The organism is Micromonospora sp. NPDC048830 (assembly GCF_043198215.1).
In the GTDB taxonomy this organism is placed as follows: Bacteria; Actinomycetota; Actinomycetes; order Mycobacteriales; family Micromonosporaceae; genus Micromonospora.
On record NZ_JBICUP010000024.1, the window covers coordinates 64,569 to 85,211 of the forward strand.

Consider the following 20,643-nt stretch of genomic DNA (forward strand, 5'->3'; position numbering starts at 1 on the left):
CCGCCCGACGGCCGGGTCAGCGGCCGACGGTGTCGCGTCGTTCCTGCCGGGCGGCCTGCCTCGGCGTCGGCGGTCGCGGGCGCTCGTCGGCAACGCCGACCGTCTCGGCGAAGCGGGGGTCGACGGCGAGCAGCGGGCGCGACCCGAACAGCGCCATCGCTGTCAGCACATCCCCGGGGTCGCGTTCGCTCCACGCGGGCCGCCGCTGCGGGTCGAGGTCGGCGTGGGCGCGGCGGGGCGCGGCGCAGCAGCCGGCGCGCGGCGGCGCTGGTCTCCGGCACCTCGCACAGCCGCCACCCACCCAACAGGGTGGCGCCGCAGCCCAGCAGCAGGCCCACCACGGACGCGGGGCCACCGGCGTCGCGGTGCCACACGGCGCTCTCGGCGAGCCGGACGATCCCGACGGCGGCGACGGCGAACAGCGGCACTGCCGCGAGGACGATGCGACGGCGTTGCCCTCGGGTGAGCAGCCAGCCGTCGCGCAGCAGGCGGGTGGCGAGCCGGCGCAGGGCCTGGTTGACACCCGGATTGGCGAGCACGGCCGCCCAGGTCTGCGGCTGCCGGGCGGCGGCGTGCACGGCCCGGACCAGCGGCGCCGACCCGTCGGGGGCGGGCCCGGCGGCGACCATGGTGGACAGTTCGGCAAGCCGCAGCGCCCCGGCGCGGCGCAGCGTGGCGGCGGCGACCTGGCAGGCCAGGCCGGCCCGGTCGGTCAGGTACGCGCGGGCGACCAGTCCGGGCTCGGGGCCCCGGGTGCGTCGGCCGGTGAGCCCGCGCACCGCCAAAGCGACGGTCAGGGCGGCGGCGACCGCCGCGGCGTAGTCGAGCAGGAAGGGCGGACCGTCGACACCCCAGAGCACGCCGTCCAGTTTGACAGGCGGTCAGCCGGCGTGGCGTACCTCGGTGTGCCAGATGTCGGCCCAGGGGCGGCGCAGACCCCGGCACAGCCAGATCGGGCCGCGGTTCTCGTCGTTGTCGACACCGACGCGCTGGTCGACGCGGCCTGCCTCGGTGACGTCGGTGAACCAGCGGCGCAGCTGGTCGGGGCGCTGCCAGCCGCCGGCCAGGACGACGGCGGCGACGACGAGCCACGCCCACGCCACGGCCCGGTGCGCCCGCCAGGCCGGCCGGCGCAGCAGCGCCACGAGCCCGGCGACCCAGATCGGCACCACGTACGGGCTGATGATGACGAACTGGAGGACGAGCGCGTCGAGGCGACCGCTGTAGGAGCTGTCCCGATCGGAGATCGCGGATGCGACATCCAGTTGCGGAAACCCGTGGGTGGCCTGCCAGAGCACGGTCGGGGCGGCGAGCAGCGCCGCGAACAGTTGGGCGCCCCGGCCGGCGCCGAACTCCCGGGCGATCGCCGCGCTGACCGCGACCGCGGCGGCGGCGACCAGGGCGGACGGGGTACGCAGCGCGACGAGGTTGCCGGGGGCGAGGGTGTCGGCGAGGCGGGCGAGCGCGGGCACCAGGGGCCCCCGGTCGACGTATCCCCAGTCGAGGTGGCGGCCGGCCAGCAGGAAGTACAGCTCGTCGCGGTGGTAGCCGTAGCGGGGGGCGAGCAGCAGCAGCACGACGGCGAGGCCGCCGCCCACCAGCCAGGGGAGGTTGGTGGGCGGCCCCGGCTCGGCGGTGGGGGTGACCCGCGCCGGGTGCGGGCCGGTCGCTGTTCCGGTCACGGCTCCATTGTCGAGCCTGGTCGCGTCGCGCGGGTACCCGCGCGGAGGGGGTGTCGACCGGCGGCGGGAGGCCCGCCGGGGTGCGGCGGGTCTGCTCAGGGGCGCGCGCCGGCGACCTCGGGTCGCGGCTGTGGGGTGGGTGCGGGCCAGGCGACCCGGCGTACGCCGGGGACGGCGGCGGTGCCGACGCAGGCGAGCGCGACCAGCGCCGCGGCGGCGGTCAGGGGCGCGGGCGTGCCCCAGGCCCGCGCCGCCAGGGGCGCCAGGGCGTAGCCGAGCGGCGTCGCGGCGAGGGACACCAGCCAGTCGTACGAGGTGACCCGGGCCAGCACCTGCGGTGGGAACTGGTCCTGCACGACGGTTTCCCAGACGGGGTTGAGGAACCCGAGGGCGGTCATGGCCAGGCAGTACGCGGCGATGACGGCGGGCGCGGGGGCGGCGAGGGCGAGCAGCAGCAGCGGGGCGGCGTAGCTGGCGAGGCCGAGGTTGGCGGCCAGCACCGGCCGGGGTGGCCGCAGCCGCCCGGCGAGCAGGGATCCGGTCACCAGTCCGACGGCGCCGCCCTGTTGCAGCAGCACCCAGACGCCCTCGCCGCCGAGCCGGTCGACGGCGACGAGCGGGCCCATGGTGAGCAGGACGGCGGCGGCGCCGTTCCACACGCCGTGGGCGAGCAGGCTGGTCCGGTACCAGTCCCGCGAGCGTACCTCCCGCCAGCCGAGGGCCAGGTCGGCGCGGAGGGACCGGCGGGGCGCGGGGACGTGGCGTACGCGGGTCGCCGCCAGCAGCAGGGCGCTGAGGGCGAAGGACGCGCCGTCGATGACGAACGCCCAGCCGGGGCCGGCTGCCCAGACGAGCAGCCCGGCCAGGGCGGGGCCGGCGAGGCGGCTGGTGTTGGCGGTGACGCCGAGCAGGGCGTTGGCGCGTTGCCGTCCGGCGGCCTCGATGGTGCCGGCGACCAGCGGGGACCGGGTGGGCAGGGCGAACGCGGAGGCGGCTCCGGTGAGCGCGGACGCCGCGGCGATGTGGGTGAGCGACGGCGCGGCGCCGAGCAGTTCGACGCCGACGGCCAGTTGGGTGGCGCAGCGGGTCAGGTCGGTGGCGATGGCGACGCGGCGGGCGTCGTACCGGTCGGCGACGACGCCACCGACGGGTAACAGGAGCAGTCGGGGCAGCATGGCGCAGCCCAGCACGAGGGCCAGGGCGGCGGCGGAGCCGGTGGCGCGGACGACGGCGAGGGCCAGGGCCACGGGTACGACGGCGTCGCCGACGGCGGAGACGGTGCGGCCGATGAAGAGCAGCCGGAAGGCCGGCGCGCGGAGGGGATGGGTCACGCCGAGGACAGTACTTCGAGGTCGAATATTTCGCTATCGAAATTCTTGTGGGGGCGTACCCTTCGGCGCATGACCGACCGCGACCGGGTGGACGAGCACGTCGCGCGCTGGCTGCCCGTGCTGCCGGACCTGGACCCGGACACCGAGGGCGCCGTCGTCCGGATGTCGGCGCTCACCCGCCACCTGCGCGGGGTCAAGGAACGCTCGCTGACCGACCACGCCCTGGCGGCCCACGAGTACGACACGCTGCACGCCCTGGTCGGTCGGCGCGGCCGGGCCGCGCCGACCGATCTCGCCGCCGACCTCGGTCTCGCCCCGGCGTCGGTGACCGCGCGGGTCGACGCCCTGCTGCGGCGCGGACTCGTGCGCCGGATCCCGTCCACGGTGGACCGGCGCCGCGTCGACGTGGAACTGACCGAGGCGGGGCGGACGGCCTGGCGGGCAGCGATCGACGTGGTCGCCGCCGAGGAACGGCGCCTGCTCGGCGCCCTCAGCGGCGAGGAGCGCCGGCTGCTGTCGGACCTGCTGCGCCGGGTCGCCCTGCTCGCCGAACGTCCCGGCCGGTAATCGTCAACCGCGCCCGCCGGTGCGCCGTGCGGGCTTACGTTGGCTGTGGGCTGCGTCCACGCCCGCCGACGGACGGGTGACGTCGCGCAGCCGGAAGGGGCTTCGCCATGCGGATCGCGATCATCGGCGCCGGCAACGTCGGCGGGGCGCTCGCCGACGCCGCCACCCGCGCCGGGCACGACGTCACCGTCGTCGCGGCCCACCGGGAACGCGCCGACGCCGTCGCCGAGCGCACCAAGGCGCGGGCGGCGGACAGCCCCGCCGACGCGGCCCGCGACGCGGACGTCGTCGTCCTGGCCGTCCCGGCCCAGGTGGCCGCCCCGGTGCTGCGCTCGCTCGGCGACGAGGCCAACCGCCCGGTCGTCGTCGACGTCACCAACCCGCTCAACGATTCCTACAGCGACCTGACCACCTTCGGCACCAGCGTGAGCGAGCAGCTTGCGGCGCAGGCGCCGAACGCGCGGATCGTCAAGGCGTTCAACACCCTCTTCGCGTCCCGACACGGCAACCCGACCGAGGACGGCCAGCGCCTCGACGGCTTCTACGCCGGCGACGACCTCGAGGCCAAGGCCACGGTGGCACGGCTGCTGGAGTCGCTGGGCTACCGGCCGATCGACGCGGGCGGCCTGCGGATGGCCCGCAGCCTCGAGGAGATGGCCTTCCTCAACATCACCCTCAACGCCCGCAACGGCTGGCCCTGGCAGTCCGCCGTCCAACTCGTCGGCCCGACCGGCTGACCCTCGGACGCGGAAATCCGGTGGCGGCGCGCCCCGGCGCGCTGGCAGGGTGGCCGCCATGACGGCACGGGCCCTGGCGGGCGCACTCGCCGACGAGCGTCGCCGCCTCGTCTTCGCCGCGATCACCCTCGGCGACTCCGACGCCGCCGCGGTCGCGGCGCGTACCGGGCTGGGCGGGCGGGACGTCGCCACCGCCGTGCGGCGGCTCGTCGACGCCGGCCTGGTCACCGACGCCGGGCCGGGCCTGCGCGTCGACGACGGCCGGCTGCGGGAGATGGCGCGTACCCGTACCGGGGACTCCGTGGCGGCGGAGTCGCCGGCCGCGGCGGTGCTGCGGACCTTTCTGCGCGACGGGGTCCTGATCCGCTTCCCCGCCCAGCGGGGCCGACGGCGGCACCTGCTGGAGCACATCGCCGCCCGGTCCTTCGAGCCCGGGACGCGCTACCCGGAGCGGGCGGTCGACGAGGCGCTGCGGGCGTGGTGCGACGGCGGCGAGGCCGACCATGTCACGCTGCGCCGGTACCTGGTCGACGAGCGGCTGCTCGCCCGCGACCAGGGCGTCTACTGGCGGCCGGACCCTGCCTGACGCCGCCCGCCGCGGTCGAGGACGGGCCGCAGCGACCCCTCGACACCGACGGCCTGGAGGCCGGCTACGACAACGGCGTACTGACGCTACGCATCCCGGTGGCCGAGCGGGCCAAGCCGCGGCGGGCACCGCCGGCAACGGCAACGGCCGCAAGCAGATCGACGCCTGACGGCCTGGTCGTAGTTTCCAGCGAGAAGACAACGACAGGGCCCGCACGGGTGTCATCACCGGCTGATCTTGTGTCAGTCAGATCCGGCCTGGAGGCGAAGGCGGTTCTGTCGACCGGGCAAGTCAGGCGCGCCGTGGGCGGGGACATAGGGCGTCCGATGATTTGTACGGTGAGCGGGGGCGATCCATTACACTCCGTGTCGTGGCCGGCATCTCGATCGGCTACGCCCGCTGCTCCACCGACAAACAGGACCTGCAAGCCGACCGGCAGATCCTGCTCGACCTCGGCGTACCCGAAGACCGCATCTACCTCGACCGGGCATACTCCGGCACCACCCGGGAGCGGCCCGGCCTCGACCACACCCTGGCCGCCGTTCGCCCCGGCGACACCCTCGTTGTGCCGAAACTCGACCGGCTCGCCCGGTCCGTACCCGACGCCCGGCAGATTGGCGACTCCCTCGCCACCCGCAACATCCGGCTGTAGCTCGGCACGATGGTCTACGACCCGGCCGACCCGAGGGGCAAGATGTTCTTCAACATCCTCGCCACCTTCGCCGAGTTCGAGGTCGACCTGCTGCGCATGCGCACCCGCGAAGGCATGGCGATCGCCAAAGCGAAGGGCAATCTCAAGGGCCGCGCGCCGAAGCTGTCCGCGCCCCGGCAGGCGCATCTGGTCAAGTTGCACGCCGCCGGGGAGCACACCATCGCCGAGCTGGCCGAGTTGTTCGAGGTCTCGCGGCCGAGGGTGTACCGGGTCCTCGAACGCGCCGCTACGGCATGAGTACCGCGCTGCCGGCGCCGGTGCACGAGGTACTGCTGGTCGACGACGATCCACGCGACCGGGCGTTGATAGCCGAGGCATGGAGGACTCACCAGCTAGCGGCCCGGCTACACGCCACCGTCGATGGTGCGGACGCTCTGGCGTTCCTGCACCGGCAGCCGCCGTACGACCAGGCGCCTCGGCCGGACCTGATCCCGCTGGACCTCAACATGCCCCGTCTGGACGGTCGGGCCGTGCTCGCCGAGATCAAGACCGATCCTCGACCGGGTGCCATCCCGGTCGTGCTCACCACCTCGACGGATCCCGGTGACGTCACCGCCAGCTACACCGCGCACGTCAACGCCTACATCACCAAGCCTCGCGACCTGACGGACCTGAGCCGGATCGTGCGCGATATCTACCGGTTCTTCGATGAGACCGCCCGCGTTCCTGCGGCACGGTCGGGAAAGCCATGAGCCTCGGCCGAGAAAATCTGGTCCGCCGAGGCTAGACATTCTTGGCGGGGGCGGGTAGTATTGCCTCCGTTGACGACAGAGATCGGTTGAAGACGCCGACGAAACAGGCCGAGCATCAAAGCAGGGCCCGGAACTTCTCGCGGCTCGCTCGGTAACTGCGGTGGAACCGCATCACCGCACGCAACACGGCAAGTGCACGACAAGACCTTGACGTAACTCCAGGTCAGGGCAACCGCAGGCAGGGCCGATGGAGGTTCGGGGCTCCGCCTGATGCAGGAAGGATCCGCCGCACGTGTGCGGGGCCATGAAGTCGCGTGGGCTCAACATTGGGCGGGTGGCACCGCAGGTAATGGAAGAAGAGGAAAGGGAGGGCTGGACGCCGTTGGATCGCCCGCCGTCAGGACGTAGTTGCAGTTCTACGGTGGACACCGTTGTCCCATCGAACGTGAGGTGGTCTCCGGTCACGCTTATGCGATCCTCGCACCGTCTGCCGACAGCGGCACGGTGCGGAAACGAGAACCCGACGAACCTGTCGGTAGATGGTGTTTTCAACCCGTAACCCCGGGCCCCGGCACGTTCTGTGCCGGGGCCCTCGTTCATGACGAGGTATGTGTGGCCCAACCCGACGACATGCTCAACGACGACGACTACCCCGCCTACACCATGGGCCGCGCCGCCGAGATCGTGGGCGCCTCGCAGGACTTCCTGCGCCGCCTCGACGAGGCGAAACTGATCATTCCGTTCCGCTCCGCCGGCGGACACCGCCGCTACTCCCGCTACCAGCTGCGCCTGGCCGCCCGCGCCCGGGAGATGGTCGACCACGGCACCGCCCTCGAAGCCGCCTGCCGGATCATCATCCTCGAAGACCAGCTCGAGGAAGCCCTCCAGCACAACCGCAACCACCAGTGCCGCCAGCAGGCCGGCGCCGCCTGACCCCACGCCGCACGGGTCCTTCTCCACCACGAGAAGGACCGTCTGTCGTACCCCGAAGAACCTGCGAAGGCCGCGCACCGCTGCGCCGCCAGGACAGGAACGCTCACAGGGAGACTGAGACTGCTACCCGTCTGTGCTACGGTCTCCTTGTTGCAGTTTTGATTTCCGTAGACGTTTCCGGTGCCTGACGGGTTATCTGAAACCCGGCCAGGCGCCTTTTCGTTTGTCGTGTCGGTTCGGCGCGGGCGATCAACGCGGCGGCGTAAGAGTCCGCACACCGCGGCCTCCAACAGCCTGCGAAGGAGCAGACATGGCTACAGGTACCGTGAAGTGGTTCAACGGTGACAAGGGCTTCGGCTTCATCGCCCAGGACGGCGGCGGCGCCGACGTCTTCGCCCACTTCTCCGCGATCTCGTCGAGCGGCTTCCGCAGCCTTGATGAGAACCAGCGGGTGGAGTTCGACATCACCCAGGGTCAGAAGGGCCTGCAGGCGGAGAACATCCGCTCGCTCTGATCCCCGTTCAGCCAACAGCGGCCCGACTGGTTCAGCGGGCCGCTGTTCGGCATTTCCGCTGGCGGTGGCCTGAGTGCCGACCCCGCAGCTACCAGGCACCGCCGTCGGTGACCAGGCGCAGCGGCCGGTATCCGTCGGTGTCGACCGAGTGCGTGCCGTAGAAGCGCATGTTCTCGTGGTGGGTCGGCCAGATGTGGGCCAGGACCTCGTCGTCGATGATGCGTCCCTGCTGCCGCAGGGCACCGACGGCCAGGCCGTGGTACTCGGTCGACCAGCAGACGATCGCGTTGGTTGCGAGGGTCAGGCACCACATCTGCTCGGTCTGCTGCTCGTGATGGCGCCGGCGCAGCGCGCCCTCGCCGGCGTAGGCGAGGCTGCGGCGCAGGGCGTGCAGGTTCTCGCCCTTGTTCAGCTTCCGGGCGATCCGCCGCCGATAGGTTTTGTCGGCCAGGTAGCGAGCGGCGTAGACCGTACGGGTCCACGAGGTAGCCGGCCCACTTGGCCGGCACGAACCCGACCGGGGCACCGGCCGGAACCTTGCGGGTACCGGTGGCGTACAACTCGGCCAGCATGCTGACCGCCCGCAGCAGCTCGTCGGTGCCCGGCCCGCCGGCGAACCGCACCGCGGCCAGCGCCGCCGGTGTGAACTGCCGCAGATACGACATCGACGCGTCCATCATCGCCAGATGCCGTGATCGCGCGGCAGCCGCTGCTGGCGCGCCTCCCATGCCGCCCGCATCCGGTCCATGCCGATTGCCGAGCGCAGCACCCCACCGACTTGCTCGTCGCCGATGGCTGGATCCAGCACGATGGTCAGGATCTCGTCCAGCAGCGCCTGCCGGTTCTCCCCACCCTTGGCCCGATCCTCCAGAGCCCCTTCATCCGCTGCTTGGCGGCGGCCTCCGGCCCGGTGATCGCCTGGTCGAACAGCAGCAACGTCTCGTCGAGCACGTCGACGGCCGACTGCGCGATCAGGGTGAGCTGGATCGGGTACCGCCGTCCAGGTCTCCTCCCGCGCCCTGGCCGGGGCCGTGGCCATGTGTTCCAGCAGATGCACCACGCCCGGGCGCACCACCCGTGACGACAACAGGTACTCGCAGGCCAGCCGGAACAACACCTTCGGTCCGTCGTGCTCCATCGCCCGGGCTAAACAGGAACTCGTCGAGATCCTTCCAACCCGCAGGGTCCATCGTGCGCCACCCCGTGTACGCGAGCACCTCAGACAGATGATCCGTACGCGTCTGCTCCCGATCCCCGTAGCCGCGCAACTCACCCATCGGCGCACCCGGCGCTGACGGCACATCGTCGGGCACGAATCCGAGCCACGGCAGCGTGCACAACTGCACCGCGACAGCGAGCACGTTCCGGCTCGTCCGGAACCGGCGCACGAACGCCTCGTCCGCCCCGGTCAAGGTGAGGTGCCGGATCAACTCCGCCCGGTCGATCTCCGGAAAGCCCCGAAGCTGTACCTGCTCCTCCGCCGAGAACACATCCCGAGTCGCCACCCGGCACCCGCCCTTACCTCGATCAACACCAATGTGGACGTCGAGGCTACGAGCCACGCCAAGACAAGATCAACGGCCTGTCGTTGTTTTTCCGCTGGAAACTACGACCGGGCCCTGACCCACCTCACGGGTCGACCTCGGGGCGCCCGGCGCGGGCGCCCCGAACCGAAGCCTCCGGAACCAGGGAATACCGGCGGCGGGTGCCCGGACGTGCTGCGAGACTCGGCCCCGGAACCGTTTGTCGACCCGCAGGGAGCCGACCGACACATGTGATCCGCAGGACGCGGCCGGGTGCCACCCGCCGCCACGCGTACCGACCGACCCGCCGCGGGTCGGTCCGTCCCGCCTGCCGCCCGCGGAGGATCACCGTGTTGAAGGTCGTGTCCGTCAGCAAGCAGTACGACGCCGAGCCCCTGTTCACCGGCGTCGACCTGATCGTCAACCCCGGCGACCGGGTCGGCCTGGTCGGCCCCAACGGCGCCGGCAAGACCACCCTGCTGCGCATCCTCGCCGGTCAGCTCGCCCCCGACGCCGGGACGGTCACCGCCGCCACCCAGGTGGGGCTGCTGCCGCAGACCCACGACGCGCTGCGCACCGACGTCACGGTCCTGGACTTCTTCCGCTCCCGGGTGCCCGTGTACGTCGACGAGGCCGAGCGGCTGCTCGACGCACACCTGTTCGGCCCCGACCAGTGGGACACCCCGCTGCGGGTACCGTCCGCCGGGGAGCTGCGCCGGCTGCTGCTGGCGGCCCTGGTCAACAGCGGCGCGCGGATGCTGCTGCTCGACGAGCCGACGAACTTTCTCGACTTCGACTCCCTCGACGTGGTGGAGGAGGCGCTGCGGGCGTACCGGGGGACGGCGGTGCTGGTGACCCACGACGCGTGGTTCGCCGACGCGGTCGGCGTCGACCGGCGCTGGCTGCTGGCCGACGGCCGGCTGGTCGATCAGCCGGCCCGGTCCGCCGCCGGATGAGCGCACGGGTGCGCGGCGCGCCTCACCGCCGATCCGACCCCGAACTGAGAGCCTTTTTCGCATGTTGCGTCCCGAGGTCCCGGTGCTGTCCCGCCCGTCGGCCCGTCCGGTCCTGCCCGGCGCGGGACCGGAGGACTTCACCGAGGCGTGGCTGCGCAACCGGCGGCTGTCCGAGCACACCCGTGACGCGTACCGGCGGGACGTGGCCGGCTGGCTGGCCTGGTGCACCGCCCGGGAGCTGGACCCGCTGCGGGCGACGTTCCTCGACGTCAACGCCTACGGCCGGGCGCTGGAGGCCACCCCGACCGCACGCAGCGGGCGGCCGCTGACCCCCGCCACCGTGGCCCGCCGGCTGTCGGCCCTGTCCAGCTGGTACGACTTCCTGGTCAAGCTGCGGGCCGTCGACGCCAACCCCGTCGCCGGGGCGGACCGGCCCCGCGTCGACCGGGACCACTCGGCGACGGTGGGGCTCACCCCGCAGGAGGTGGACGCGCTGCTGGCCGCCGCCGAGGCGGACACCGGCCCGACCGCCGTCCGCAACCGGGCGGCCATCGCGCTGCTGGCCGACCTCGGGCTGCGGGTGGGGGAACTGGTGTCGCTGGACGTGGCCGACCTGGGCGCCGAGCGGGGGCACCGCAGCGTACGGTTCGTGGGCAAGGGCGGCAGGTACCGGCGGCGCGCGTTGACCCCGTCCACCGCGTACGCGGTCGACGCCTACCTGGCGGCGCGGGCGGCGGCGCGGGGCGTGGCGCCGCACGAGCTGACCGGGCCGCTGCTGGTCACCGCGACCGGCGCCCGCCTGGACCGGCACTCGGTGTTCCGGCTGGTGCGCCGGCTGGCCCGGGCGGCCGGCATCCCGGCCTGGGCGAAGCTGTCGCCGCACTCGCTGCGGCACGCGTTCGCCACCACCGCCCGCGCGGAGGGCGTGCCGCTGGAGGACGTGCAGGACGCCATGGGTCACGCCGACCCGCGCACCACCCGCCGCTACGACCGGGACCGGCACAACCTGGACCGGGACCCCGCGTACGTCCTCTGGGCCGCCCGGGCGCGCCGCGTCGGCTGACCCGCACGCCGGGCGGTTCAGCCGACGACGGCCCGCACCGTGGCGGGCGCGTCCTCGACGATCGCCGCCAGTTGCCGGAGCGCGGCGGCGTACCGGAGCCGGTCCCGCTGCCGGACCGCGAGGTCACAGTCGACGCCCATCTGTTCCGCGCGGGACAGCAGGGCCGTCCACGCCGCCTGCCCGCCCGGCTCGGGATGGTCGAAGTACCGACGGGCGTGGGCCACGCGCTCCGTGACGGCGGCGCAGCGGGGCCGTATCTCGGCGTCGATGAATGCCCAGTCCGTCAACGCCCGCCGCGCCTCGTCGGCGTCGTCGCTGCCGAACGGCTTCGACAGCTCCAGCAAGCTGCCGGCGATCTGCATGACCAGCTCGTTCCCGCCGAGAGCGAGCCAGGCCCGCACCTGCGCCGCGCGTACGGCCGGTGAGGTGGGCCGGTCGGTGAGTGCGGGACTCAGTCCGCCGGAGTCGGTGGCCGCCGGGGCGGGCGAGCGGAGGTGCGCCACGGTCACCGCGGTGCTCGTCGCGGTCGCCGCCAGGCACAGCCCGACCACCCCGACGACGGCCGGCCACCGTGGGCGCGCCGTGACACCCCCGCCGGTTGCCTGTCCTGCCGGGGCCGGCGCGCCCCGGGCACGGAGCCGACGCAGTGACCCCCCGGCCACCGCGGCGACGGCGGCGACGGGAACGGCGAGGAACAGTCCCAGGCCCAGCGTGGTCGGGGCCAGCAGCTCGACGATCCACTCGCCTGCCCACGGGTCCGGGTCGCAGGAGGACCCGAGGACTGCGAGCGGACGGACGCAGCCGTCGACGGTGACCAGCACGGCCAGGGCGCCCAGCCCGGCCAGCCCCGTGGTACCCGCCACGACCAGGCCGCGCAGCAGCGGGAAGGGGGAGGCCGTCGCGGCGGTGGCGGCGGCCGCCAGCCACATGCACGCGAGCACCGCGACCATGACCCACATCGTGTAGGCGATCAGGTGGGGTTGTTCCCGGCCGTCGACCGGCGGGGACCACGCCCGCACGCAGGCGGTCACCGCCACGGCGCCGAGCCCGCCGATGCCCGCCGCGGCGATTGTCGGGCGTAGCCGGGCGACGACCGTCGGGCGGCGAAGCCAGGCCAGCAGCGGCAGCAGCCACAGCGCGCCGGCCGCCCACAGCAGGTCCGGACGACGGGTCAGGGCCAGCAGCACCGGCAGGCCGGGGACGAGTTCCAGCAGCGGCCCCTCGTAGCCCTGGCCGCCCGTCAGGACCTGCTCGTGGCTGCCGACCGCCGCGTCGCCGAAGAAGGACAGCATGCCGCCCGCATAGATGGTGCCGTCGGCCTCCCACCACCCCCACCACAGGGCGAGGACGAAGCAGCTGACACCGAGCCCCAGCAGCGTCGGCCAACGCGGCCGTGACCCCGTCGGCGCGGCCGACATCCGGGCGTACTCCGCCGTCCACCAGGTGACCCCGAACGCGGCGAGCGCGAGCAGCAGCAGGAAGGCGGGTTGCTCGGGGAGCAGGTCCCAGACGCTGCCCGCGCGGCCGACCGCGATCTCGCCGACGACGAGGCCGACGCTCAGCCACCAGCCGGCCCGCAGTCCGGACGCCGGGCCGCCGGCGTGCGCCGCGTCCGCCGACCCCGGCCGGAGGAGCAGACCGGTGACGGCCGTGACCAGGACCGCGACGGTCGCCGCGATGACCCACGTCCGCCACTGCTGCCCGACGCCGAGCAGGGCCAGCAACGCCGGCATCCGGGTGGCGGTGATCGCCGCCGTCGCACCGGTCAGGAAGAACGGCAGCCTCTGCGGCGCGAGCAGCGCCGCCGGGTCGGCCAGCGACCTCAACCGCTGCTGCCAGCTGGGATGGGTGTGCCAGAGGGCCGCCCCGCGCGCCACCAGCCGCCCGAGGGCGGACCGGTGGCCGCCCGCGGGGTCGCGCCCGGCCGCCGCCTGCCAGAGTCGCACGTCCGCGCCCCACCGCCTGGCCGTCAGGTCGGCGTGGAACTCACGGGTACGCAGGATGTCCGCGCGGGCGAGGTAGACCAGGACGACCGTGACGGCCAGCATCGCCAGGTGGTGCACGACCCGGGACTGTTCCCGCGTCTGCATGTAGGTGCCCGCCGTTTCGGGCAGGGACACCGCGAGGATGTACGCCAGGTCGAGCGGGAGGACCACCCCGAGCAGGACGCGCCACAGGGCGACGGTCGCGTACGTGATGTCGACGTCGCGGTTGCGCAGGTGCGCCAGCTCGTGCAGCACCACGGCGCGGAAGCCCTCGGGATCACGGCGCCGCCGGGCGAGGAGGCCACCGTTGAGGCGGACGGTGTGGTGACGCAGCCGACCGAAGACGACCGCCCCGGTGGTGGAGACGGCGGGGGCGATGACGAAGCGGGGCTGGCGCCGCAGCCCGGCGACGGTGACCAGCTCCGCCAGCACGGCCCGCAGCTCGGCGTGCCCCTCGACCTCCTCGATCGGCACGACCAGGCCCCGCCGCCCCTTCCAGGCAGGCAGGATCCAGTACACCACCGCGGCGCAGACCAGCAGCAGGATCAGGGCGCCCGGCTTCCACCACCACGCCTGCGCCGGCACGAAACGGTCCACGCAGTCGTCGTACGCAGACTGCTGTTCGGCGATCCGGACCACCACGTCGAGGTCGCTGAGCCCCGGATCGCCCCCGGCGGCCAACCCGCAGCCGACCCGCACGCCGTCCTGGTCGGCGATGGCGTCGATGATGGTGCCGGCGGTCGCCGCGGCGATGCCGACGAAGAGGACGAGCAGCAGGACGAAGCGTGGCAGGGAACCCGCGCCCGGCGCCCGCTGGTGCGCGGGGGCACGTCCGGGTGCCTCGGACACCACCGGCCCTACCCCCGGTCGGTGTCGTCGTCGCGCGGGCCGTCGTCCACGGCCAGCGCCAACCGGGCCACCACCCGGTCCGCCAGCGTCGCCGCCTCTGCGGGCGCGAGGCCGGCGGCGACGGCGAGTTCACCCACCCGGTCCCGTACGGCCCGCAACTGCTCCCCGGTCAGCGCCGGCATCGCCCGGGGCGGTTGCGGCCGGCGGAGACGGGCGCGCAGCCAGGTACGCGCTCCCGTGCCCACCCGCGTGATCCCGGCCCCGACCGCCGCCCGGACGACCTCGTCGACGGCGATCCAGACGAGCGGGGTGACGAGGACCGCGGCCTCGCCCAGCCCGAACCCGAGCATGTCCCGGGACTGGCGTGCGCGGGTGAGCCGGCGCAGCGCGGTGTCGTCGTCGAAGCGCCGCAGCGCGTCGGCGAGTACCAGTTCGTCGGGGGCCACCTCCGCGACGACGTCCCGCACGGCGTCGCGTACCAGCCGTGGTGTCCGCTCGGCCCGTCCGTCCTCGTGTCGCGTCGTCGGCTCCACGGTCGACTCCCGTCGTATCGCGGTATCGGCCAGGCCGATGCTATCGACAGGGGTCAACCGCGTCTCGGACCGCGCGGCGGTGCGGGCCCGCCGCGGGTACCTGACATCTGCTGGCAGGTCCCGCGGCGGGCTCCGGCTCAGCAGAGCAGGTCGAGGTGCTGGTGGGCGTCGGCGGCGATGTCCTCGTGGCGCAGCCGGCACCGCGCCCACAGCCGCGCGGCCACCTCCGCCTGCTCGTCGCCCCACGCGGCGTGCTCCACCAGCAGCGCCGCGGTCAGCGCCGCCGCGGCCCGCAGCGCCAGCCCGCGCGCCCCGGCGACCACGTCGACGGCCCGCGGGTCGGCGGCGGCGTCCGCGAGGGCGGCGGTCAGGTCCGCGGTGGCGGCGGCGAGGGTGTCGGCCAGGGCGGGTGACATCGGCCGGGCCAGGTCCACGGCGGCGCTCAGCCGGCGCAGCAGCGGCGCGCCGGCGTCCTCGCGGGTGACCGCGCGCAGCACGTCCAGGGCCAGGACGTTGGTGGTGCCCTCCCAGATCGGCAGGACCTGCGCGTCGCGCAGCAGCCGGGGCACGCCGGTGTCCTCGACGTACCCGGCGCCGCCGAACGCCTCCACGTACTCGCTGGCCGAGGACACGGCGAGCCGGCCGGTGGCGAGCTTGGCCAGCGGCGCGACGACGCGCAGTTCGGCGGCGGCGTCCGGGTCGGCGCCCACCTCCACCCGGCCGAGCAGCGCGAACGCGTGCCCGGCGAGGGCGAACGCGGCGGCCGCGTCGACCGCGAGCGCGCCGAGGGTGGCCCGGTGCAGCGGATTGTCGACCAGCCGCCCGCCGGCGACCGTGCGGGCGTCGGCGTACGCGCGGGCGTAGGCCAGGCCGCGGCGCATCCCGCCGGCCGCCGCGGCGGCGTTGTGCACCCGGGTCACCACGACCAGGGTCATCGCCCGCACCAGGCCGGGCACGGCCGGGTCGCCCAGCGGCAGCGCGTACGCCTCCCGCAGCCCGACCTCGGCCGTGGGCAACGCGCGGGTGCCGAGCTTGTCCTTGAGCCGGTGCACGGTGACCCCGGGCGCCGGCGCGTACGGCGCGGCGTCGGCGTCGGCGTCGGCGTCGGCGTCGGCGAGGGGGGAGTCGGCGGCGTAGCGGGGCACCAGGAACGGCGCGAGGACGCGGCTGCCCGCCCCGGCGCCCTCAGGCCGGGCCAGGGCCACGGCCATGGTGGCGTCGGCGGCGGAGCAGAACCACTTCTCGCCGGTCAGCCGCCACGAACCGTCGCCGGCGGGCCGGGCGGTGGTGCCCGAGCGGGACAGGTCCGACCCGCCCTGCGACTCGGTCATCCACTGCCCGCTGACGATCGCGGTGCCGGGGTCGGTGGAGGTCAGCCGGGGCAGCCACGCGTCGCGCACGCCCGCGTCGACCTCGGGGAGGCTGAGCAGCGCGGCGGCGCCGTCGGCCATCGCCACCGGGCACGAGAACGTGGCCGACTCCGGCCCGTACAGGTGCAGCAGCGCGTGCTGGACGACCCGGGCGGCGGCGCCCCACGTGCCGCGCGCGGAGTCCAGGTAGGGCAGGGCGACCACGGCGTGCCGGGCCGCGGCGGCGCGCTGGGCCTGCCAGCCGGCGGAGGTGTCGATCCGGTCGACGCGGGCCCCCCACGGGTCGTAGCGCACCAGCGTCGGCGGGTGCGCCTCGGCGTCGGCGTGCGCGGCGCGCAGCGGCCCGACCACGTCGGCGGCCAGGTCGGCCAGGCGGGCTTTCGCGGCGGCGTGCCCGGCCGGGCCGAGCCGGCGTTCCAGCCAGGACCGCAGCAGGCCGTCACCGGTGTACGGGTCGTCGGGGGCGGGCACCGGCTGCACGTAACGGGTCATCGTCTCGCTCCGGGGGTGCGGTGGCGTTGTGTGCGCCGACGGTAGACGATGCGTGGCCGGCGGCGACAGGGGCGAGTTGCTGCGGACCGGCGGCCCGGTTGTCTACGGTCGACAGATGTGGGCAGCCAGCAGTCGTGGACGCGGCCGGTCCGGCGCCGCCGGCCGGCGCGGGCCGGCCTGCTGTTCGCCGGGCTGGGGCTGCTGCTGTGCCTGATCGGGGTGGCCGGCCTCGGCGCGTGGAACCTTCAGCTGATCACGCGGTCGACCGAGCCGGTGCGGCGGACCGCGGACGGATTCCTCCACGAGGTCGCCGCCGGGGACGTCGACCGGGCGTACGAGCGGTTGTGCGCCGAGGCCCGCGGGAAGTGGAGCGCGGGCGGCTTCAGCGCCTGGGTGCGTACCCCGCCGCAGGTCACCGGCTACGAGATCACCGACGTGTCGGTGGCCACCCGCGGCGGCCGGCCCCTCGGCACGGTGACGGTGCGCCTGACCCGCGAGGGTGGGGGCAGCGAGGATCGCCGGCTGCCGGTCGTACGCGAGGACGGCCGGTGGCGGGTGTGCGGGGACCCGTTCTGAGCCGCGCGGCGTCAGGGCGGGGTGACCGTGATCCGCAGCGTCCGGTGCGTCGGCTCCTCGTCGTTGGCGTCGAAGGTGTGCGACAGGTCGAGCGGGGCGTCGATCTCCTCGCACCGCAGGACGATGTGGTCGACGCCGTGCGGGGCCACCACGGCCGGCCGGCTGACGAGGCGGACGGGGGAGTCCTGCCCACCGACCGGTGTGTCTAGCATGTCGCGGATCTCCAGCGGCCTGGTGCCCAAGTTGCGCACGGCGACGAACTGGTCGGTGCGTCGGCCGACGAGCGACACGACGCGGCGCCCGGTCTCGTCCCGCTGGTCACCGACGGCCATCCAGGGTTGCAGGGTGGCCTCCTCCTCGTGGGAGCTGACCCAGACGAAGCGCAGGTCCCGGTCGGCGTTGTTGCGCACCCGCAGTTGCCAGTGGGTGTCCCGGCCTGGCAGGTTGGCGATCGTGACGAGGTAGACGTCGCCGGGCAGGCGCCGGCAGTTCGCCGTGCCCGCCACGTCGTCGGTGGTCGGGATGTCGACGTCGCCCGCGTCCGCCTTCACCGAGGTGATGACGCCGTCGTTGGCCTTGATCTGGATTGTCGGTGCCGCGCCCTCCAGCGCCGCGTTGTCGGTCCAGAGCGCGATGAGCCGCAGGAACGTCCTCTCGACCTGGATCGGCACGAAGAACGCGCACAGCGGGCCGGTCTTTCCGGGTGCGAGTGCCAACGGCTCGTCGGGCGGAAACATCTGGAACTCCACGTCGGACTCCCGTCGCAGGTGTGGCCGAAGGACTGGTCCCGCTCAGCGTGGGCGGTCGTACTGGTCAAGGGGATCACCGGGCAGTCCGTGCAGGTCGGAGCCGTGAAAGCAGGTCGCGCACATGTACGGATTCGACAGACTCCGGACGAATCTCCGGCATCCGTCGTTCTCCCGGCAGCGGGTACGCGGCAGGACCGGCGGGCTGATCCGGACCGGCGGGCTGATCCCGAAGCGGAGTACGGCGTGCGTCGGGTCGGGGTCGTTGGTGGCGAGGGTGTGCTCGAACATGTCGGTGCGCGCCTCGACCACCTCGGAAAGCGGTTCGCACTCGGCCACGAGCGGGCAGGCGCGGTGCGGGGCGATCGGGGGCGGGACCTCCACGATGGTGGCGGGCGACGCCTCCGGGCCGAGCCTGTCGCCGGGAGACTGGCAGATGATCAGATCAGCGGTCCCGGTGTTGAACACGAGGATGTCGTCGGTGGTGGTTCCCAGCCCGCCGAGGCGCATCGAGCCGGAGAACTGCATCCAGGGGTGGCGGGTCTCCTCCTCCTCGTGGGCGGCGAAGCCGTAGAAGGTCAGGGCTTCGGGCTCGTTGTTGCGGATCCGCAGCCGCCAGGGCCCGGAGGGCGCGCTGTGGTCGATGGTGACCAGGTAGGTGTCGTCGTCCTCCGGCGTACGCAGACACGTCGCGGTCGCCACGGTCGCGCCGGTGCTGCCGATGATCGCGACCGGCCCGGCGCCCTCGTCCACCTCCACCGGCGCACCCGTACCGGCCTGGATGCAGAAGGTCGGCGGCGCGCCACCGTGCACGACGCCCTCGCGCAGGTGCGCCAACACACGCAGAAACGTCCGCGCCGCGTCCAACAACACCACGAACTCGATCGGCGAACTCGTCTCCGACACCGCCAACCGATAAGTATAAAAAGCCTGGAATACCACTATTCGGGAGTCCGATCGGGGTCGCTGGACAGCCCGTGGAAGCCAGCGTCGTGGAAGCAGGTCGCGCACTGGAACTCGTCCGGGTCTGGTCGCGGGACGAATTCCCGGCATCCGTCGTTCTCCCGGCAGCGGGTGGGCGGCAGGACCGGCGGGCTGATCCCGAAGCGGAGTACGGCGTGCGTCGGGTCGGGGTCGTTGGTGGCGAGGGTGTGCTCGAACATGTCGGTGCGCGCCTCGACCACCTCGAAGAGCGGTTCGCACTCGGCCACGAGCGGGCAGGCGCGGTGCGGGGCGATCGGGGGCGGGACCTCCACGATGGTGGTAGGGGAGCTCTGCGGGCCCAACTTGTCACCGGGGAACTGCTGGAAGGTCAGGTCGGCGGTCCCGGTGTTGTAGACGAGCACGCTGCCTCTGGTGGTTTCCAGCCCGCCGAGGCGCATCGAGCCGGAGAACTGCATCCAGGGGTGACGGGTCTCCTCCTCCTCGTGGGCGGCGAAGCCGTAGAAGGTCAGGGCTTCGGGCTCGTTGTTGCGGATCCGCAGCCGCCAGGGCCCGGAGGGCGCGCTGTGGTCGATGGTGACCAGGTAGGTGTCGTCGTCCTCCGGGGTGCGCAGACACGTCGCGGTCGCCACGGTCGCGCCGGTGCTGCCGATGATCGCGACCGGCCCGGCGCCCTCGTCCACCTCCGCTGGCGCACCCGTACCGGCCTGGATGCAGAAGGTCGGCGGCGCGCCGCCGTGCACGACGCCCTCGCGCAGGTGCGCCAACACACGCAGAAACGTCCGCGCCGCGTCCAACAACACCACGAACTCGACCGGCGAACTGGTCTGCGCCACCGCCAACCGATCAGTGCAAAAAGGTTGAAACACCATGGCGTCGCCCTCGCCTCACTGCCCGAGACCCGCTGCGCCGAAGCTGCCAAGATCGGGTGGGACGTCGAAGTGGGCGGCGGCCGGGTCTGCGCAGCCCGCGCGCCGGCAGGGCCCGCCGGGCAGGCCCGGCGGGGACGGCGGCAGGTATTCCGGGCACCGTCCGCACCACCGGCAGAAGGACTCGGACTCCTGCCCGCCCAGCGGCGTCCCGGCCGAGATGGGCAGGGTCTGGAAGCGCAACGTCCGGTGCTCGACCCGTGGGTCATTGGCGTCGAAGACGTGCTCGAACTCGGTGACGGCGGAGGACACCGTGCCGCACTGGATGGTCAGCTGGCCGACGTCGTGGGGCGCGATCGGCGCGGGGCGGCTGACCAGCACGGCGGGCGACCGCCCGGCGTCCAGCTGGGTGCCGGGTTCGTCGTTGATGACGAGCGGGGCGGTGCCCTGGTTGCGCACCCTGACCTCGGTCGGGGGCCCATCGCTGAGCAGGGACAGCGTGCCCGGGGTCTGCTCGGCCCCGGGGACATCCAGCGCCATCCAGGGTTGCAGGGTGTCGCTTTCCCGCTGTGAGCCGACCCAGACGAACCGCAGCGGCTCGGGGTCGTTGTTCCTGATCCGCAGGTACCAGGGACCCGCCTCCTCGTCGATGTCGGAGATGGTGATGAGGTAGGTGTCACCCGGCAGCCGCTGGCAGTGGGCGCTGGCCACGAAGCTGTCGCCGGCGCCACGGATGCCGACGGTCTTCCCCTCCGCGTCCACCGCCGTCAGCTCGCCATCGCGGCCCGACTTGAGTTCGAACGTCGGCGCGTGGCCGACGAGGGGAGCGTTGTCGCGCCACAACGCGATCACCCTCAGGTACGTCTCCCGCGCCTCGAAAGGCACGAAGAACCCCGACAGGGGTCCCGTCCCTCCGCCGGGGATCTCCAGCGGCTCAGCGGGCGGGTAGATTTCGAACATCATCTGCTCCTCAACGTCAGGGCGG

21 protein-coding genes and 3 pseudogenes are annotated in these 20,643 nt (G+C 73.6%); 11 read left to right on the forward strand and 13 right to left on the reverse strand.

Features of this window, described 5'->3' with window-relative positions:
• Positions 1 to 16: 16 nt before the first annotated feature.
• From ACGFIZ_RS20805 to ACGFIZ_RS20820, 4 genes and pseudogenes are all read right to left on the reverse strand, one after another.
• Positions 17 to 157, reverse strand: a complete 141-nt coding sequence (locus tag ACGFIZ_RS20805) for a hypothetical protein (RefSeq protein WP_393421585.1) — start codon at positions 155 to 157, stop codon at positions 17 to 19.
• Positions 158 to 269: 112 nt separating this feature from the next.
• Positions 270 to 860, reverse strand: a pseudogene (locus ACGFIZ_RS20810) (TIGR04222 domain-containing membrane protein); the annotation flags it as partial.
• A 21-nt stretch (positions 861 to 881) separates the two neighbouring features.
• Entirely contained in the window at positions 882 to 1,682 is an 801-nt protein-coding gene (locus tag ACGFIZ_RS20815; protein WP_393421517.1) for a hypothetical protein, read from the reverse strand.
• Positions 1,683 to 1,777: 95 nt separating this feature from the next.
• The gene (locus ACGFIZ_RS20820) at positions 1,778 to 3,013 is read right to left on the reverse strand and encodes an MFS transporter (RefSeq protein WP_393421519.1); all 1,236 of its coding nucleotides are present in this window, start codon (positions 3,011 to 3,013) and stop codon (positions 1,778 to 1,780) included.
• Between the two features lie 69 nt (positions 3,014 to 3,082).
• On the opposite strand from ACGFIZ_RS20820, the gene ACGFIZ_RS20825 reads away from it, so the two are divergent.
• The 8 genes and pseudogenes from ACGFIZ_RS20825 (at position 3,083) to ACGFIZ_RS20860 (ending at position 7,754) form a co-directional block, all read left to right on the forward strand.
• Entirely contained in the window at positions 3,083 to 3,580 is a 498-nt protein-coding gene (locus tag ACGFIZ_RS20825; RefSeq protein ID WP_393421521.1) for a MarR family winged helix-turn-helix transcriptional regulator, read from the forward strand.
• A gap of 107 nt (positions 3,581 to 3,687) precedes the next feature.
• Positions 3,688 to 4,317: an NADPH-dependent F420 reductase gene (locus ACGFIZ_RS20830; RefSeq protein WP_393421523.1), complete on the forward strand. Its 630-nt coding sequence runs from the start codon at positions 3,688 to 3,690 to the stop codon at positions 4,315 to 4,317.
• Positions 4,318 to 4,375: 58 nt separating this feature from the next.
• Positions 4,376 to 4,903: a DUF2087 domain-containing protein gene (locus tag ACGFIZ_RS20835; protein WP_393421525.1), complete on the forward strand. Its 528-nt coding sequence runs from the start codon at positions 4,376 to 4,378 to the stop codon at positions 4,901 to 4,903.
• A gap of 370 nt (positions 4,904 to 5,273) precedes the next feature.
• A pseudogene (locus tag ACGFIZ_RS20840) lies at positions 5,274 to 5,684 on the forward strand (recombinase family protein); the annotation flags it as partial.
• Entirely contained in the window at positions 5,670 to 5,852 is a 183-nt protein-coding gene (locus ACGFIZ_RS20845) for a helix-turn-helix domain-containing protein (protein WP_393421581.1), read from the forward strand. The pseudogene ACGFIZ_RS20840 and the gene ACGFIZ_RS20845, both read left to right, overlap by 15 nt.
• The gene (locus ACGFIZ_RS20850; RefSeq protein ID WP_393421527.1) at positions 5,849 to 6,307 is read left to right on the forward strand and encodes a response regulator; all 459 of its coding nucleotides are present in this window, start codon (positions 5,849 to 5,851) and stop codon (positions 6,305 to 6,307) included. The genes ACGFIZ_RS20845 and ACGFIZ_RS20850 overlap by 4 nt, the downstream gene beginning before the upstream one ends.
• Positions 6,308 to 6,937: 630 nt before the next feature.
• A complete protein-coding gene (locus ACGFIZ_RS20855; protein ID WP_393421583.1) occupies positions 6,938 to 7,240 on the forward strand; it encodes a MerR family transcriptional regulator in 303 nt (100 codons plus the stop codon).
• A gap of 310 nt (positions 7,241 to 7,550) precedes the next feature.
• The gene (locus ACGFIZ_RS20860) at positions 7,551 to 7,754 is read left to right on the forward strand and encodes a cold-shock protein (RefSeq protein WP_265009673.1); all 204 of its coding nucleotides are present in this window, start codon (positions 7,551 to 7,553) and stop codon (positions 7,752 to 7,754) included.
• Between the two features lie 88 nt (positions 7,755 to 7,842).
• Here the strand turns inward: ACGFIZ_RS20860 and ACGFIZ_RS20865 are convergent, their stop codons facing one another.
• On the reverse strand, positions 7,843 to 8,280 hold the full coding sequence (locus ACGFIZ_RS20865) for a Tn3 family transposase (RefSeq protein WP_393421529.1): 438 nt from the start codon (positions 8,278 to 8,280) through the stop codon (positions 7,843 to 7,845).
• Positions 8,234 to 9,259: pseudogene (locus tag ACGFIZ_RS20870) on the reverse strand (DUF4158 domain-containing protein); the annotation flags it as partial. The pseudogene ACGFIZ_RS20870 and the gene ACGFIZ_RS20865, both read right to left, overlap by 47 nt.
• 368 nt (positions 9,260 to 9,627) lie before the next feature.
• Here ACGFIZ_RS20870 and ACGFIZ_RS20875 point away from each other — a divergent pair.
• Both ACGFIZ_RS20875 and ACGFIZ_RS20880 read left to right on the forward strand, forming a co-directional pair.
• Positions 9,628 to 10,233, forward strand: a complete 606-nt coding sequence (locus ACGFIZ_RS20875; protein WP_393421531.1) for an ATP-binding cassette domain-containing protein — start codon at positions 9,628 to 9,630, stop codon at positions 10,231 to 10,233.
• Between the two features lie 61 nt (positions 10,234 to 10,294).
• Positions 10,295 to 11,296, forward strand: a complete 1,002-nt coding sequence (locus ACGFIZ_RS20880) for a tyrosine-type recombinase/integrase (protein WP_393421533.1) — start codon at positions 10,295 to 10,297, stop codon at positions 11,294 to 11,296.
• Positions 11,297 to 11,313: 17 nt separating this feature from the next.
• On the opposite strand, the gene ACGFIZ_RS20885 is transcribed toward ACGFIZ_RS20880, so the two are convergent.
• The 3 genes from ACGFIZ_RS20885 to ACGFIZ_RS20895 form a co-directional block, all read right to left on the reverse strand.
• Positions 11,314 to 14,130 (reverse strand): M48 family metalloprotease, encoded by a 2,817-nt coding sequence (locus tag ACGFIZ_RS20885; protein WP_393421535.1) that lies wholly within the window; start codon positions 14,128 to 14,130, stop codon positions 11,314 to 11,316.
• Positions 14,131 to 14,138: 8 nt separating this feature from the next.
• Entirely contained in the window at positions 14,139 to 14,663 is a 525-nt protein-coding gene (locus ACGFIZ_RS20890; protein ID WP_393421537.1) for a hypothetical protein, read from the reverse strand.
• A 137-nt stretch (positions 14,664 to 14,800) separates the two neighbouring features.
• The gene (locus ACGFIZ_RS20895) at positions 14,801 to 16,525 is read right to left on the reverse strand and encodes an acyl-CoA dehydrogenase family protein (protein WP_393421539.1); all 1,725 of its coding nucleotides are present in this window, start codon (positions 16,523 to 16,525) and stop codon (positions 14,801 to 14,803) included.
• A 117-nt stretch (positions 16,526 to 16,642) separates the two neighbouring features.
• Between ACGFIZ_RS20895 and ACGFIZ_RS20900 the strand changes: the two genes are divergently transcribed.
• A complete protein-coding gene (locus tag ACGFIZ_RS20900; protein ID WP_393421540.1) occupies positions 16,643 to 17,101 on the forward strand; it encodes a hypothetical protein in 459 nt (152 codons plus the stop codon).
• An 11-nt stretch (positions 17,102 to 17,112) separates the two neighbouring features.
• On the opposite strand, the gene ACGFIZ_RS20905 is transcribed toward ACGFIZ_RS20900, so the two are convergent.
• Genes ACGFIZ_RS20905 through ACGFIZ_RS20920 form a run of 4 tightly spaced genes read right to left on the reverse strand, consistent with a single transcriptional unit; the run spans position 17,113 to position 20,621 of the window.
• The gene (locus ACGFIZ_RS20905; protein ID WP_393421542.1) at positions 17,113 to 17,850 is read right to left on the reverse strand and encodes a hypothetical protein; all 738 of its coding nucleotides are present in this window, start codon (positions 17,848 to 17,850) and stop codon (positions 17,113 to 17,115) included.
• A gap of 42 nt (positions 17,851 to 17,892) precedes the next feature.
• Entirely contained in the window at positions 17,893 to 18,759 is an 867-nt protein-coding gene (locus ACGFIZ_RS20910) for a hypothetical protein (RefSeq protein WP_393421544.1), read from the reverse strand.
• Between the two features lie 29 nt (positions 18,760 to 18,788).
• Positions 18,789 to 19,631 (reverse strand): hypothetical protein, encoded by an 843-nt coding sequence (locus tag ACGFIZ_RS20915; RefSeq protein WP_393421546.1) that lies wholly within the window; start codon positions 19,629 to 19,631, stop codon positions 18,789 to 18,791.
• A gap of 45 nt (positions 19,632 to 19,676) precedes the next feature.
• Positions 19,677 to 20,621, reverse strand: coding sequence for a hypothetical protein (locus ACGFIZ_RS20920; RefSeq protein WP_393421548.1), 945 nt, complete (start codon positions 20,619 to 20,621; stop codon positions 19,677 to 19,679).
• Between the last annotated feature and the right edge of the window lie 22 nt (positions 20,622 to 20,643).